Source organism: Mycobacterium sp. SMC-21 (assembly GCF_045310825.1).
Classification (GTDB): domain Bacteria; phylum Actinomycetota; class Actinomycetes; order Mycobacteriales; family Mycobacteriaceae; genus Mycobacterium.
Genome location: NZ_JBJIAO010000047.1, coordinates 1 through 14,628, shown reverse-complemented (window position 1 = coordinate 14,628; position 14,628 = coordinate 1). Strand labels below are relative to the sequence as shown.

At 68.3% G+C, this 14,628-nt stretch carries 14 protein-coding genes; 7 read left to right on the top strand and 7 right to left on the bottom strand.

Annotated features, from left to right (window positions below; all coding sequences use genetic code 11):
* From ACJH6H_RS26650 to ACJH6H_RS26640, 3 genes are read left to right on the top strand one after another with little or no spacing between them, the layout of a single operon-like run.
* A complete protein-coding gene (locus ACJH6H_RS26650) occupies positions 1-888 on the top strand; it encodes a potassium-transporting ATPase subunit C (protein WP_406776147.1) in 888 nt (295 codons plus the stop codon).
* The gene (locus tag ACJH6H_RS26645) at positions 888-3,416 is read left to right on the top strand and encodes a DUF4118 domain-containing protein (protein ID WP_406776146.1); all 2,529 of its coding nucleotides are present in this window, start codon (positions 888-890) and stop codon (positions 3,414-3,416) included. The genes ACJH6H_RS26650 and ACJH6H_RS26645 overlap by 1 nt, the downstream gene beginning before the upstream one ends.
* Entirely contained in the window at positions 3,413-4,093 is a 681-nt protein-coding gene (locus tag ACJH6H_RS26640) for a response regulator (RefSeq protein WP_212812864.1), read from the top strand. The genes ACJH6H_RS26645 and ACJH6H_RS26640 overlap by 4 nt, the downstream gene beginning before the upstream one ends.
* Before the next feature lies 1 nt (position 4,094).
* On the opposite strand, the gene ACJH6H_RS26635 is transcribed toward ACJH6H_RS26640, so the two are convergent.
* Positions 4,095-4,922, bottom strand: a complete 828-nt coding sequence (locus ACJH6H_RS26635; RefSeq protein ID WP_406776145.1) for a class I SAM-dependent methyltransferase — start codon at positions 4,920-4,922, stop codon at positions 4,095-4,097.
* Between the two features lie 257 nt (positions 4,923-5,179).
* Here ACJH6H_RS26635 and ACJH6H_RS26630 point away from each other — a divergent pair, with 257 nt between their 5' ends.
* Positions 5,180-5,935, top strand: a complete 756-nt coding sequence (locus ACJH6H_RS26630) for a cutinase family protein (RefSeq protein WP_318986707.1) — start codon at positions 5,180-5,182, stop codon at positions 5,933-5,935.
* A gap of 345 nt (positions 5,936-6,280) precedes the next feature.
* Here the strand turns inward: ACJH6H_RS26630 and ACJH6H_RS26625 are convergent, their stop codons facing one another.
* The 5 genes from ACJH6H_RS26625 to ACJH6H_RS26605 all read right to left on the bottom strand — a co-directional run bounded on the left by ACJH6H_RS26625 (position 6,281) and on the right by ACJH6H_RS26605 (position 10,573).
* Positions 6,281-7,261, bottom strand: coding sequence for an exopolyphosphatase (locus ACJH6H_RS26625; protein WP_406776144.1), 981 nt, complete (start codon positions 7,259-7,261; stop codon positions 6,281-6,283).
* Positions 7,258-7,749: a DUF501 domain-containing protein gene (locus tag ACJH6H_RS26620; RefSeq protein WP_020099117.1), complete on the bottom strand. Its 492-nt coding sequence runs from the start codon at positions 7,747-7,749 to the stop codon at positions 7,258-7,260. Before ACJH6H_RS26620 ends, ACJH6H_RS26625 begins: the two co-directional genes overlap by 4 nt.
* Complete coding sequence (locus ACJH6H_RS26615; protein ID WP_406776143.1) at positions 7,742-8,437, bottom strand: septum formation initiator family protein; 696 nt, start codon at positions 8,435-8,437, stop codon at positions 7,742-7,744. The genes ACJH6H_RS26620 and ACJH6H_RS26615 overlap by 8 nt, the downstream gene beginning before the upstream one ends.
* A gap of 23 nt (positions 8,438-8,460) precedes the next feature.
* Positions 8,461-9,750, bottom strand: a complete 1,290-nt coding sequence (eno, locus tag ACJH6H_RS26610) for a phosphopyruvate hydratase (protein WP_318986710.1) — start codon at positions 9,748-9,750, stop codon at positions 8,461-8,463.
* Positions 9,751-9,847: 97 nt separating this feature from the next.
* On the bottom strand, positions 9,848-10,573 hold the full coding sequence (locus tag ACJH6H_RS26605; RefSeq protein ID WP_318986711.1) for a lytic murein transglycosylase: 726 nt from the start codon (positions 10,571-10,573) through the stop codon (positions 9,848-9,850).
* A 193-nt stretch (positions 10,574-10,766) separates the two neighbouring features.
* Between ACJH6H_RS26605 and efeU the strand changes: the two genes are divergently transcribed.
* Genes efeU through efeB form a run of 3 tightly spaced genes read left to right on the top strand, consistent with a single transcriptional unit; the run spans position 10,767 to position 14,114 of the window.
* Complete coding sequence (efeU, locus tag ACJH6H_RS26600) at positions 10,767-11,663, top strand: iron uptake transporter permease EfeU (RefSeq protein ID WP_406776142.1); 897 nt, start codon at positions 10,767-10,769, stop codon at positions 11,661-11,663.
* Positions 11,660-12,820 (top strand): iron uptake system protein EfeO, encoded by a 1,161-nt coding sequence (gene efeO, locus ACJH6H_RS26595; protein ID WP_406776141.1) that lies wholly within the window; start codon positions 11,660-11,662, stop codon positions 12,818-12,820. Before efeU ends, efeO begins: the two co-directional genes overlap by 4 nt.
* Positions 12,801-14,114, top strand: a complete 1,314-nt coding sequence (gene efeB, locus ACJH6H_RS26590; protein WP_406776140.1) for an iron uptake transporter deferrochelatase/peroxidase subunit — start codon at positions 12,801-12,803, stop codon at positions 14,112-14,114. Before efeO ends, efeB begins: the two co-directional genes overlap by 20 nt.
* Here the strand turns inward: efeB and ACJH6H_RS26585 are convergent.
* Complete coding sequence (locus tag ACJH6H_RS26585; RefSeq protein WP_212812874.1) at positions 14,087-14,374, bottom strand: hypothetical protein; 288 nt, start codon at positions 14,372-14,374, stop codon at positions 14,087-14,089. The two genes, efeB and ACJH6H_RS26585, sit on opposite strands and share 28 nt — an antisense overlap.
* Positions 14,375-14,628: the final 254 nt, after the last annotated feature.

Below are 14,628 nucleotides of genomic sequence, written 5' to 3'. Positions count from 1 at the left end.
ATGAACGTCGGCAACCTGATTCGCGTACACAGCGCCGCCCTGCGCGCGCTGCTCGTCCTGACCGTCATCACCGGTCTGGCCTACCCGGTCCTCGTCTGGGCCGTCGCCCAACTGCCCGGACTCAAGGACAAGGCCGACGGCTCACTCGTCACGGTCAACGGCAAGGTCGTCGGCAGCTCCCTGATCGGCCAGCTGTTCACCGATGCCAAAGGCAATGCGCTGCCGCAGTATTTCCAGAGCCGGCCGTCCAACGCCGGCACCGGGTACGACCCGATGTCCAGCGGCGCGGGCAATCTCGGCCCCGAGAGCATCGTCGATGCGCCCAACAAGCCGAGCCTGCTGACCCAGGTGTGCACCCGCAGCTACGCCGTCGCCGACGCCGAGGGCCTGGATCACGCCGCCGGCGCCCGCCCGTTCTGCACCGCCGACGGCGTGGGCGCGGTGCTGTCGGTGATCGGCCCCCGGGACGCCACCGGCAATGTCAGCCACCCCACCCAGGTGGTCAGCGTCAACCAGCCGTGCGCCACCACCAGGGTGCCGTTCCTGGCGGCGTATGAGGGCGTGCGGGTCGAATGCGCCACGGATGGCGCGGATTACACCGCCGGACAGATCGTCGCCATCCGCGGCACGGCGCCCGCCGATCCCCAGGTGCCGGCCGACGCCGTCACCGCCAGCGGCAGCGGCCTGGACCCCGACATCTCGACCGACTACGCAGACCTGCAGGTGGACCGGGTCGCGAAGGCGCGGCACCTTTCCGCTGACCAGGTCCGGGCGCTGGTGCGCGACAACGCCACCGGCCGCGCCCTGGGCTTCATGGGTGAGCCGCGGGTCAACGTCCTGCAGCTGAATGTCGCGTTGGACCAGAAGTACCCAGCCCGTATTGGATGATGGGAGACATGGGAACGCCGGACAAGCGGGGCGAGCTACGCATCTACCTGGGTGCGGCCCCCGGCGTGGGCAAGACCTTCTCGATGCTCGGCGAGGCGCACCGCCGTCTCGAACGCGGCACCGACGTCGTCGCCGCCGTGGTCGAGACGCACGGTCGTAAGAAGACGGCCCAGGCGATGGAAGGCATCGAACGGATCCCGCCGCGGTTCATCGACTACCGCGGCGGGACGTTCGCCGAGTTGGACGTTCCCGCGGTGCTGGCGCGCCACCCCGAGGTGGTGCTGGTCGACGAACTGGCGCACAGCAATACGCCCGGCAGCAAGAACGCCAAACGCTGGCAGGACGTCGAGGAACTGCTCGACGCCGGCATCACCGTCATCTCCACCGTCAACGTCCAGCACCTGGAAAGCCTCAACGACGTCGTCGCCCAGATCACCGGCATCGAGCAGCAGGAGACGGTGCCGGACTCCGTGGTCCGCAGCGCCGCCCAGATCGAACTGGTCGACATCACCCCGGAAGCCCTGCGCCGCAGGCTCTCCCACGGCAACGTGTACGCACCCGAACGCGTCGACGCGGCGCTGTCCAACTACTTCCGGCAGGGCAACCTCACCGCACTGCGCGAACTGGCGCTGCTGTGGCTGGCCGACCAGGTCGACGCCGCGCTCGCGAAATACCGTGCCGAGCACAATATTTCGGACACCTGGGAGGCCCGCGAACGCGTGGTCGTGGCGGTCACCGGCGGCCCCGAATCAGAGACCCTGGTACGGCGCGCGTCGCGCATCGCCTCCAAATCCAGTGCCGAGCTGATGGTGGTGCACGTCGTCCGCGGCGACGGGCTGACGGGCGTCTCCGCCCCGCAGATGGGCAAGGTGCGCGAGCTGACGGCCAGCCTCGGCGCCACGCTGCACACCGTCGTCGGCGGCAGTGACGGTGACGTCCCCAGTGCCCTATTGGATTTCGCGCGCGAGATGAACGCCACCCAGCTGGTGCTCGGCACCTCGCGGCGGTCGCGGTGGGCCCGGCTCTTCGACGAGGGCATCGGCGCCAAGACCGTCCAGAACTCCGGCAAGATCGACGTGCACATGGTCACCCATGAGCAGTCCCGGCCCGGCTGGTCGTGGTCGACGGCGACCCGCGGGCAGCGGCACCTGGCGTCGTGGCTCGCCGCGATCGTCGTGCCCGCCGTCATCACCGCCGTCACCGCACTACTGGATCCGTTCCTGCACATCGGCGGCGAGAGCGCGGTGTTCTTCATCGGCGTGCTGGTCGTCGCGCTGCTCGGCGGCGTCGCCCCGGCGGCCTTGTCGGCCGTGCTGTCGGGCCTGCTGCTCAACTACTTCTTCGTCGCCCCGCGGTACAGCTTCACCATCGCCGACCCCGACAGCGCCCTGACCATCGTGGTGCTACTGGCGGTCGCGGTCGCCGTCGCCGCGCTGGTCGACGGTGCCGCCAAACGATCCCGGGAAGCCCGGCATGCGTCGCAGGAGGCCGAGCTGCTGGCCCTGTTCGCCGGTAGCGTGCTGCGCGGCGCCGACCTGACCACACTGCTCGAGCGCGTCCGGGAGACGTACGCGCAACGGGCCGTCAGCCTGTTGCACGAGGAGGACGGCATCGTCGCCTGCGTCGGCAAAGAACCCTGTGTGACAGTCGATTCCGCCGACACCGCCATCGAGGTCAGCGACGACCAATACTGGCTGCTGATGGCCGGCCGCAAGACCGAGGCCCGCGATCGCCGGGTGCTCGGCGCCGTCGCGCGGCAGGCGGCGGGGCTGGTGCGCCAGCGCGCCCTGGCCGAGGAAGCCGGCCGCGCCGAAGCCCTGGCCAAGGCCGACGAGCTGCGCCGCTCCCTGCTGAGCGCCGTCAGCCACGACCTGCGCACCCCACTGGCCGCGGCCAAGGCGGCGGTGTCGAGCCTGCGCAGCGAGGACGTCGGATTCTCGCCCGAGGACACCGCCGAACTGTTGGCCACCGTCGAGGAATCGGTCGATCAACTGACCGCATTGGTGGGCAACCTGCTCGACTCGTCGCGACTGGCCGCCGGGGTGGTGAAGCCGGAGCTGCGGCGGGTGTACATGGAAGAGGTGGTGCAGCGGGCGCTGCTCGGAATCAGCCGCGGAGCAACCGGTTACGCGAACCGCGGGCTCGACCGGGTCAAGGTCGAAGTGGGCGACGCCGTCGCGCTCGCCGATGCGGGCCTGCTCGAGCGGGTGCTGGTCAACCTCATCGACAACGCGCTGCGTTACTCCGCGGGCAGCGTGGTGCGAGTGAATGCCGGGCAGGTCGGCGAGCGGGTGCTCATCACCATCGTCGACGAGGGGCCGGGCATCCCCCGCGGCACCGAAGAGCAACTGTTCGCGCCGTTCCAGCGCCTCGGTGACCATGACAACAGCACCGGTGTGGGACTTGGTCTTTCGGTGGCACGAGGATTTGTCGAAGCAATGGGCGGCACCATCTCTGCCACCGACACCCCCGGCGGCGGGCTGACGGTCGTGGTTGACCTGGCGGCCGCGGGAAAGGATCGGGTGTGACACGGGTTCTGGTCATCGACGACGAACCGCAGATTCTGCGCGCCCTGCGCATCAACCTTTCGGTGCGCGGCTACGACGTCTCTGTCGCGGCCACGGGCGCCGAGGCGCTGAAGTCGGCCGCCGAACACAAGCCCGACGTGGTGATCCTGGACCTCGGCCTGCCGGACATGTCCGGCATCGACGTGCTGGCCGGGCTGCGCGGCTGGCTCACCGCGCCCGTCATCGTGTTGTCCGCGCGCACCGACTCGATGGACAAGGTCGAGGCCCTCGACGCCGGCGCCGACGACTACGTCACCAAGCCGTTCGGCATGGACGAGTTCCTGGCCCGGCTGCGCGCCGCGGTACGCCGTGGCGCGGCCGCGTCCGAGACCGACGAACCCGTCGTCGAGACCTCCTCATTCACGGTCGATCTGGCGGCCAAGCGCGTCACGCGCAGCGGCACCGAGGTGCACCTGACGCCCACCGAGTGGGGCATGTTGGAGATGCTGGTGCGCAACCGCGGGAAGCTCGTGGGCCGCGAGGAGCTGCTCAAGGAGGTGTGGGGGCCGGCCTATGCCAAGGAGACCCACTACCTACGCGTGTATCTCGCGCAGCTGCGCCGCAAGCTCGAAGTCGACCCGTCGCACCCCAAGCACCTGCTGACCGAGGCCGGCATGGGCTATCGCTTCCAGGAGTAGGTCAGCGTTTCACCGCTTGCAGGGTGTAGGTCATCGGCACCCGGTCACGCCCGTGGGCGAGCACGTACTCCTCCGCGAAATCGGGGCTGGGAATCATCGCCTCGCCCAACGGGTTCCACGGCACCTCGCGGTGTTCCTCCAGCGCGATGACGGTAAGTCCGGCCGCGGTGAGGGCGGTGAAGATCTCCCCGAGACCGTGATTGAAGTTGACCGACTCCGGCGCGGTGATGGCACCCGAGCCTGCGTAGCTCTCGTGGTCGACGAAAATCGTGCCCGCCGTCTCGAAGTACGGGTATTCCAGAACCAGCAGTCCGTCGGGCCGGGGGTCGCACATCGCCCACAGCACCGGGTGGCCCTCACGCATGAACAGCCGGCCTCCCGGCCTCAGCAGATCGGCGACGACGGCCGCCCATTGGCGAATGTCGGGCAACCAGCACAGGGCGCCGATGCCGGTATAGACCACGTCGCAGCACGCCGCACCGAGCGCCCGGACCGCCCCGGCCACATCGGATTCGACGAAGCGCACGTCGGCATCGGCCCGACGGCTCAGGGCGCGGCCCGCGTCGAGTGCGGCGGGTGAGAAGTCCAGGCCGGTGACCGACCGGGCGCCGAGCCGGGCCAGCGATACGGTGTCGGTACCGATGTGGCATTGCAGGTGCACCACGTCGCTGCCGTCCAGCCGCCCGAGCCGCGGCAGGTCGTAACGCACTACGGCCGAAAGGTATTCGGGGTCGTCGAAGGCGGCCAGGTCGTAGCCATCGGGCGCCGTGTGCAGGGGTACGCGCGCCTCCCAATTCGCCAGGTTCATGCTGCGCCAGTCGTCGATCACGGCTTCATCCTCACAATTCGACACGCACAGTTCGACTGATTTTTATTCGGCACTCGGCCGACCACTCGCGCTCTCCATGACGCGAACGACGACACCCTGAATTGCGCGACCCGAACCCAACGCAGGAGAGCCCGCAGTTCATCCCCGATGCTTAGTGGCCCTACGTATGCGGTACGTCACACCGCGCGGCGGAATCGCAGCTCCCCCGTTCGGCTTATACCAGGCAACTGGTACTTCCAAGGGACGGGGAAAACAACATGAGCGCCATTCGTAACGCGGCCGGCAAGGTGGCACTGACCGCCGTGGCCGCCTTCACGATCATCGCCGGCGCCATCGCCGGCCCGGTCGCCACGGCCAACGCCGCCGACGACTCCTGTGCCAACGTCGAAGTGGTCTTCGCCCGCGGCACTTTCGAAAGCCCTGGCGTCGGGGCCACCGGCCAAGCCTTCGTCGACGCACTGAACGCCCGGATGCCCGGACGGAACATCGACGCCTACGGTGTGAACTACCCGGCCTCTCTGGACTTCGGCGCAGCCGCCGACGGCGTCGCAGACGCCACCAACCGCATCGAGTCCATCGCGGCCTCGTGCCCCGCCACCAAGATCGTCATCGGTGGTTACTCGCAGGGCGCGGCGGTCGCCGGCTACAGCACGATGAGCAGCGTCCCCGCCGGATTCGTCCTGCCCGCCGGCATCTCCGGCCCGATGCCCGCCTCGGTCGCCTCGCACGTCGCCGCCGTCGTCCTGTTCGGCACCCCGAGCCCGTTCGTGCTGAGCGTCGCCGACCGCAGCGCCCCCGCCATCAACATCGGCAGCGCCTACGCCGGTAAGACCATCCAGCTGTGCGCCCCCGGCGACCCGATCTGCGGTGGCGGCATGGACCGTTCCGCCCACAGCGCCTACAAGTTCAACGGCATGGCCAACCAGGCCGCGGACTTCGTCGCCCGCCAGCTGGGTGCGCCCGCCGCTCCGGCCGCCCCGATGGTCCAGGCCTCGGACGACACAGCCAACTGAATCACCCCCCTGCCGACGGCCGGAAGTCAGTCTCACGAGGACTGGTTCCGGCCGTCGGTCTGTCATGACACCGTTCGGGCTCCTTTGCGACCTTCACTCCGCCCCGCGATCGAACTATGGTGAGGTAGTCATATCTCGATAAGCCGAGACAATCAGGGGTGATCAGTAATGAAGGTTTCCACCAAGAACGTGTCGACCTGTGGCTGTCAGTGCAACGCCTGCCGCGACGGACATCACTGCCACAACCGCCCGAACTGCAAGGTCTAGCCAGAAATCTCGACCGCCGACCGTGGGGGTTGGCGAGGGATTTTCCGCGTTTTTCCGCGTGAACCCCCACGCTCGAGGTCAGACCGACAGCGCGATGCCGTCCAGGATGTCGTGCTCGCTGACCACCAATTCCGTGATCCCCGCCCGCTGACCGAATTCGCGGGCCAATTCCTCGACGACGACCGATCCACCGCCGATCACCGGAACCCGGCCCGGGTGCATGGGGCCGAGTTCGGCGCGTTGCGCCCGCGGCATCGCGATCAGCTCGTCGCACACCTTGACCACATCCGGAATTCCGATGCGGGACAGATGAATCACCTCAGAGTCGTACTCCGGTAGCCCCAGCGCTAGGGCGGCAACCGTGGTGAACGTGCCGGCCACACCGACCCACGTCCGGGCACCCTCGATGGGCACGACGCTCAGAGCCTCGGCCAGCTTCTCGCGCACCACGGCACGCGCGGCCGCGACCTCGTCGGCAGTGGGCGGGTCGGTCTGCAGGCAGCGCTCGGTGAGCCGGACGCAGCCGATGTTGGCCGAGAAGCTCGCGACGACATCCGCAACCGAGGCACCGGACCCGCCGAGCACCACCTCGGTCGAGCCGCCACCCAGGTCGACGACGACGAAAGGCCCTGTGGCCGGGTCCAATTCGCCGACGGCGCCGCGGAACGACAACGCGGCTTCCTCGGTCCCGGTGATGACTTCCGCGACGGCACCAGGCATCACGCGGCCCAGTTGCCTTGCGGTCATGGCGAAGAACTCGTCGCGGTTGCCGGCGTCGCGCGCCGCGGAGGTCGCGACCATCCGCACCTTGGACACGTCGTGCGCCAGCATCACCTCGACGTAGTCGGCCAACGCAGCTTCGGTCCGGGCGAGCGCTGCGGGCGCGAATTCGCCTGTGGCGTCGACACCTTCACCGAGAGTGACGATCCGCATCTCGCGGTGCACGTCCTGCAACCGGCCGTCGACGACGTCCGCGATGAGCAGACGGATCGAGTTGGTGCCGCAGTCAACAGCAGCGACGCGCCGCACGCCGTCGGCCGCCGCAACGCGCGAACTCACACCCACACCTTCGGATCCAGAATGCCGGCCATCGCCGGTTCGACTGCCAACAACGCCAATGCCTCGTCACCGAAGGGGTTGAGGCCCGGGCCTTTTGCGAGCGAATGCGCCATCACGACGTGCAGGCACTTGACCCGGTCGGGCATCCCGCCGCCGGAGAACGTAGTGCCCAGCGACTCGATGGCGTCCCGCTCGGCCAGGAACGACTCGTGCGCGCGCCGATACGCCGCCGCCAGCTCCTCGGAGGCCTGCAGCCGTTCGGTCATCTCGCGCATGAGACCCGACGACTCGAGCCGGCTGGCCGCGGCCGTCAGCGCCGGATGGGTCAGGTAATACAAAGTGGGAAAAGGGGTTCCGTCGGGCAGCCGAGGCGCGGTCTTGACCACGCCGGGCTCGCCGTTGGGGCAGCGGTAGGCGATCTCCAGGACGCCACGCGGCTCCCGCCCCAGCTGGGCCGCAACGGCTTCGAGATCTGCAGCGTCAACCACCGGGCGGCGCCTGAGGTGCGGGTAGATCAGTCGGAGGCACGTCACCGTCGGGGGTGACCCCGTCGGGACCGGGCGGGACGACGGCAGGCGCCGGCGTGAGCCCGTGCGGCTGATCGGCGATGGTGTGCCACAGCGCGGTGTACCAGGGCTGGTTGCTCTTGGCGGTGGGCGACGGCGCGGGCGCGACGGGGGTCGTGACGGCGCCGGGAGGCAGTTGCACCTGATACGGGATGTCACCCGGCATCACGAAGCCCAACCGCTCACGAGCCTGCGCGGCGATGTACACCGGGTCGGCCAGCTTCACCTTCTGCTGCTCCAAATTGGCTATCTGCGAACGTAATTGGGACTCGGCGGTGGCCAGCTGCTGCATCTCGGTGCGCTGCGCGAAGAACGTCCGCACCGGCCCGGCGATGGTCAGGGTCAGCACGCACACCACGACGGCGAGGATCGCCGCGCGCCGCGCCGCCGACCCCAGCCGCTGCTCGGCATGGTGCTCGACCGACTCCGCATAGGCCTGCCGGATGGGCTCGGTGACCGGGGCCGGCAGGTTCTCCGGAACGCGCCGCGGCTCCGCCTTGGGGCGGTTAGCCGCCTTGGCCGCCGACGTGCCGGCCCCGGCACGCCCCCGCTTCGCCTCGCCGGGTTTGGCGGGGCGAGAGGCGGGGGAACGCCGTTTGGGATCGGGCATGTCGGTAGGTCAGACCCGCGAAACTACTTGGCTTCCAACGCGAAACGCGGGAACGCCAGGTCGCCGGCGTAGCGCGCGGCGTCACCCAGGGTCTCCTCGATGCGGAGCAGCTGGTTGTACTTGGCGACGCGCTCGCTGCGGGCCGGGGCACCGGTCTTGATCTGGCCACAGCTGCACGCGACGGCCAGGTCGGCGATGGTGGTGTCCTCGGTCTCGCCACTGCGGTGGCTCATCATCGACTTGTAGCCCGCGGCGTGCGCCAGGGCCACGGCGTCCAGGGTCTCGGTGAGCGTGCCGATCTGGTTCACCTTCACCAGCAGCGCGTTGGCGGCACCCTTCTCGATGCCCTCCTCCAGCCGCTCCGGGTTGGTGACGAACAGGTCGTCGCCGACGAGCTGGACGCGGTCACCGATGGCGTTGGTCAGCGCGACCCAGCCGTCCCAGTCGTCCTCCGACAGCGGGTCCTCGATGGACACCAGCGGGAACGCATCGAGCAGCGAGGCGTAGAACTCGGCCATCTGCTCGGCGGTGCGGGTCTGCTTCTCGAAGGCGTAACCCGTTCCGTCGGTGTAGAACTCGGTGGCCGCGACGTCCAGGGCCAGCGCCACGTCGCTGCCCAGCTTGAGGCCGGTGGCGTCGATGGCGGTGCTGATCAGCTCGAGCGCGGCATGGGTGCCGGCAACGTCGGGCGCGAAACCGCCCTCGTCACCGAGGCCCGTCGCCAGACCCTGCTTCTTGAGCACCGACTTGAGCGAGTGGTAGACCTCGGCGCCCCAGCGCAGCGATTCCTTGAAGGTGGGGGCACCGATCGGGGCGACCATGAACTCCTGGACGTCGACACCGGTGTCGGCGTGCGCGCCACCGTTGAGGATGTTCATCATCGGCACCGGCAGGATGTGGGCGTTCGGGCCGCCGATGTACCGGAACAGCGGCAGGCCGGCCGAGTCGGCAGCGGCCTTGGCCACGGCCAGCGAGACGCCGAGGATGGCGTTGGCGCCGAGGCGCGACTTGTCCGGCGTGCCGTCCAGGTCCAGCAGCGCCTGGTCGATGATGCGCTGGTCGTCGGCGGCCTGGCCGATGACGGCGGGAGCGATCTCGTCGAGCACGGCCTCGACGGCCTTCTCGACACCCTTGCCGAGGTAACGCGCGCCGCCGTCGCGCAGTTCGACAGCCTCGTGCTCACCGGTCGACGCACCCGACGGCACCGCCGCGCGAGCGAAGGTTCCATCGGTCAGAGCGACCTCGACCTCGACCGTCGGATTTCCCCGAGAGTCGAGAATCTCGCGGGCTCCGACCTGTTCGATGATTGGCACTTGGGTCTCCCTCTGGCGTCACGGACTCGTGCGAACGCCCATCAGCCTAAACGGTGCCCGTAGTAGAAGTGCGGCAGCTACCGGTACCTATCGCAACCTATCGCTGGTGCCCGTTGGCATACGCCGTCGCCCAGTCCCGCACGGCGCGCGCGTAGTCGTCGGACAGGTTGTAGGCGTGCAGCGCGTCCATCCAGCCGTGCGGGCTGGACAGATCCTTGCCGCGGTAGCAGAGATAACCCGCCGCCGACAGCGCCGCGTCGTCGATGTTGTCGGGGCTGGCGAACCCGGTGTTGTTTGCGTCGACGCCGTACAACCGCCACGTGTCCGGGATGAACTGCATGGGCCCCATGGCGCGGTCGACGGCGTCGTCGCTGTCCATGCTGCCGGAGTCGGAGTCCGGAATCCGCAGGTTGTTCATGGTGCCGTCGAGTGGCACGCCGCGGATCGGGGGCGTGACGTCACCGTTCGGGGCGATGGTCGCGCCGCGGTAGGTGCCGTGGTGGCTCTCGACCATCCCGATGCCCGCGAGCGTCGTCCACGCGATGTGGCACTTGGGGTTCTCGACCTCGGCCACGCGCGCGGCGTACCCGTAGGCCTCCAGTGCCATGACCGGAATGCCCAGCGGCGGTGCCAGATGCTCGGCCCAGTCACGCAGCTGGTCCGCGCCCCGACCCTTCACATGGGTATTGATCGGAGGCACCGCAGGCCCCGGCGGCGGCGGCACTCCGCGCAGGTAGCCGGGCTGAAACGAGCAGCTCGAGGCCATCAGGAGCGCCGTCGCGAGGACAACAGCGCTCGCCCGCAGCCAACGCGCTCGCAACACCGGTACTCCCCTATACCCAGAGATTGTCGACGGATTCGTCGCCCGTCATCGTCGCATGCCGAGCTGAGTGCACCCCGAAGCGCAAGCTTTCCGGCACGAAGGTACGACGGCCACCCATCCGCTGATAAGGTTGGCTTGCCTTGCTTTGGCAAGGCAAACCTGTGTTGCCGTTTAGTCTATCTAAGGATTGCGGATGACCACCACTTTCGCGGTCTCGACATCGCTGGTCGCCGCAGGCCCGGGCATTTCTTCACAGCTATTTGGCAGCTTGCTGATCGGCCTTCGTGAAGGCCTCGAAACTGCGATCGTCGTCACCATCCTCATCGCCTTCCTCGTGAAGTCCGACCGTCGCGACGCCCTCAAGTGGGTCTGGCTCGGGGTCGCCGCCGCCATCGCGATGACCATCGGCGTCTTCCTGTCCATCCAGCTCAGCGAGAACACCATCTCCGGCCTGGCAGCCGAGGCCATCGCCGGCGTCGCCTCCCTGGTGGCGGTGATCATCGTCACGACCATGGTGCTGTGGATGCGCAAGGCCGCCGCCACCATCTCCGGCGAACTGCGCAGCGACATGGCGCGCGCCCTGGAGACCGGCGGGATGGCCGTCGCCACCCTGGCCTTCCTGGCTGTCGGCCGCGAGGGCGTCGAGACGGCACTGTTCATGGTCGGCTACGCCAACGCGTCAACCGCGTGGCCATTGGCCGGACTCGTGATCGGCCTGCTCATCGCCGTCGTCGTCGCCTACGGCATGTACGCCGGCGCGGTGCGGATCAACCTGGCGAAGTTCTTCAAGTACACGGGCGCGTTCCTCGTCGTCGTCGCCGCGGGCATCCTGTCGTACGCCATCCACGCGCTGCAGACCGTCGGCTGGCTGCCCGGCCTGGGCGCCAAGGCCTTCGACATGACCGGCGCCTTCAACTGGTCGTCGTGGTACGGCCAGGTGATCCAGGGCGTCTTCAACGTCAGCCCCGCCCCCTCGATCCTGCAGTTCGTCTGCTGGCTGGCGTACCTCGTGGTCGTCCTGACGCTGTTCCTGCGACCCGTCGCAGCCAAACCCGCCCCTGCTGCCACTCTCGAAAGGTCCGCCAAGTGAATCTCGCTGCCCTGAACGTCAAGACCGGCGTAGCTGCCTCGGTAGCCCTGCTCGCCGGCCTGACCGCGGTCTCCGCGTGCTCGTCCAAGACGGACGAGAACAAGTCCGCCTCCGGCGAGATCACCGTGACCGCGACCGATGATGCCTGCAAGCTGTCGGCAACGTCGGCCAAGACGGGCACCAGCACCTTCGTCGTCACCAACAACGGCACCAAGGTCACCGAGTTCTACGTCTACGGCCCCGGCGACAAGGTCATGGGCGAGATCGAGAACGTCTCCCCCGGCCTGCAGCGCAAGCTGATCGTGCAGCTGCCCGAAGCCGGCACCTACAAGACCGCGTGCAAGCCCGGCATGGTCGGCGACGGCATTCGCGGCGACTTCACCGTCACCGGCGACACCGTCAAGATCGACGACACCGGCAAGTTCAAGGAAGCCGCGGACTTCTACAAGAAGTACGTCGTCGAGCAGACCACCGCGCTGGTGCCCGCGACCGAGGCCTTCGCCGCCGCCGTGAAGAAGGGTGACGTCGCCGGCGCCAAGGCGCAGTACCCGAAGGCCCGTACGTTCTACGAGCGCATCGAGCCCGTCGCCGAGTCGTTCCCGGACGACCTGGACCCGCGGATCGACCTGCGTGAAGCCGACGTCAAGCCGGGCGACAAGTGGACCGGCTTCCACGTGCTGGAGAAGCAGCTGTGGGTCACCGGCCTGCAGCCCGACGCCAATGCCCTGGCCGACCAGCTGGTCGCCGACGTCAAGGAGCTCGACGCGGGCGTCAAGGATCCGAAGTGGACCATCGACTCCACCAAGATCGCCGGCGGCGCGCAGGAACTGCTGGACGAGATCGCCAAGACCAAGATCACCGGTGAAGAAGACATCTTCAGCCACACCGACCTCTGGGACATCCAGGCCAACATCGAGGGCTCGCGCACCGCGGTCGGCTCGGTCGACCCGATCCTCGACGAGCGCAACCCGCAGCTGGGCAAGGACGTCGAGGCGGCCTTCGACAACGTCCAGAAGCTGCTGGACAAGTGGCGCCAGGGCGACGGCTTCATCTCCTACGACAAGGTGACCGAGCCTGAGCGGCAAGAACTTTCGCGCGCCGTCGATGCTCTGAGCAAGGAGGTCAGCGAGGTGCAGGGTGTCGTCGCCAAGCAGTGAGCCCAAACCCACTGAGCCGGCCGTGACCGAGTCCGGTGGGCTCAGCCGGCGCAAGCTCTTCGGCGCCGCCGGGGTGACGGCCGCCGTCGTCGGCGCCGCCGCCACCGGTGCGCTGGCCGGCCGCTCCTCCGCGGCCGTCGTCGAGGACACCCTGGGTAGGCCGGTGCCGTTCCGCGGCACCCACCAGGCGGGCATCGTCACCGCGGCGCAGGACCGCATGCACTTCGCCACCTTCGACGTCACGACGGACAAGAAGGCCGACGTCGTGGCGATGCTGAAGAAGTGGACCGAGATGGCCGAGCGCATGACGCTCGGCGAGGAGGCCGTCGCCCACGGGGCCATCGGGCTCAATCCGTACGCCCCGCCGGCGGATACCGGTGAGGCCCTTGGCCTTTCACCCTCTGCGTTGACCCTCACCATCGGCTTCGGCCCCACGTTCTTCCGCAAGGACGGCAAGGACCGGTTCGGCATCGACGGGCAGCGGCCGGCGCATCTGGTCGACCTGCCCAAGTTCCGCAACGAGACGCTCGACCCGAAGCGGTGCGGCGGCGACATCGTCGTGCAGGCCTGCGCCAACGACCCGCAGGTCGCCGTGCACGCCATCCGCAACCTGGCCCGCGTCGGCTTCGGCACGGTCGCGGTGCGGTACTCGCAGCTGGGGTTCGGCCGCACGTCGTCGACCACGCGGAACCAGTCCACACCGCGAAACCTGTTCGGGTTCAAGGACGGAACCAACAACCTCAAGGCCGAGGACACGTCGGCCATCGACAAGCACGTCTGGGTCGCGGGTGGCGACGGACCGGCCTGGATGACGGGCGGGTCGTATCTGATCAGCCGACGCATCCGGATGCTCATCGAATCCTGGGACCGCACCGTGCTGGCGGAGCAGGAGCGGGTCATCGGCCGGCAGAAGGGCACTGGTGCACCCAACGGGTACACCGACGAGTTCACCCCGCTGGACTTCGAGAGCAAGGGCGCGGACGGCGCGCCGCTGATCGACGTCGACTCGCACGTACGGCTGGCCTCCCCCGAAGCCAACAACGGCGCCCAGATTCTGCGCCGCGGCTACAACTTCACCGACGGCTCAGACGGTTTCGGCCACCTGGATGCGGGGCTGTTCTTCATCGCGTTCGTCCGCAACCCGGCCGAATCGTTCATCCCGATGCAGACCAAGTTGTCCGACAACGACGCTCTGAACGAATACATCACGCACACCGGCAGCGGCATCTTCGCCTGCCCGCCGGGTGTGCGTGATGGTTCGTCGGACTACTGGGGATCGACGCTACTCGGCTGAGTGTCGGGCTGGTCGGCGGTGCGGTAGCGGTTGTAGAACGCGAACGACGCGAGCGCTGCCGCCGCACCGATGACACCCCACAGTGCGATCTGGAAGACCAGCGAGCCGAACAGGAAGTCGTAGGTCATGGTCAGGTACAGCGACCAGGCGACACGGTAGCCCGACCAGAAAGCCAGGAGGCCGGTGCTGATCGCGATGATCAGGCTCTGCTGACGATCGAAGCGGTTGACGTGCTGTTCGATGGCGGCGGGGAGCTTCATGGTGATTCCTTCCTCAGGTGTCTCGGACGCTCGTTGTCGGCGTCGTTGGAGCAATCACACCGGGGCCCGCCGGCTACCGATCCCAAGTTCGTGAGGCACGCGTGCTGTGTCAGCCGGCGCGCTCGAACGTAACGGGGTGGCGGTAAACCGGCCCGAAAATCACCGTGGCGTTGCGTTCAGAGCAATGATCAATACCTGTGGATGAGGCCCGAGGAGGCGGCCTGAAAGTGGGCGCACCTTCCCGAGGATGATCA

What these genes read in the sequence shown, in the direction of transcription:
- ACJH6H_RS26650 (WP_406776147.1), top strand. Translation starts at nt 1, where the DNA reads ATGAACGTCGGCAACCTGATTCGCGTACACAGCGCCGCCCTGCGCGCG.
- ACJH6H_RS26645 (WP_406776146.1), top strand. Translation starts at nt 888, where the DNA reads ATGGGAGACATGGGAACGCCGGACAAGCGGGGCGAGCTACGCATCTAC.
- ACJH6H_RS26630 (WP_318986707.1), top strand. Translation starts at nt 5,180, where the DNA reads ATGAGCGCCATTCGTAACGCGGCCGGCAAGGTGGCACTGACCGCCGTG.
- ACJH6H_RS26615 (WP_406776143.1), bottom strand. Translation starts at nt 8,437, where the DNA reads ATGCCCGATCCCAAACGGCGTTCCCCCGCCTCTCGCCCCGCCAAACCC.
- efeU (WP_406776142.1), top strand. Translation starts at nt 10,767, where the DNA reads ATGACCACCACTTTCGCGGTCTCGACATCGCTGGTCGCCGCAGGCCCG.
- ACJH6H_RS26585 (WP_212812874.1), bottom strand. Translation starts at nt 14,374, where the DNA reads ATGAAGCTCCCCGCCGCCATCGAACAGCACGTCAACCGCTTCGATCGT.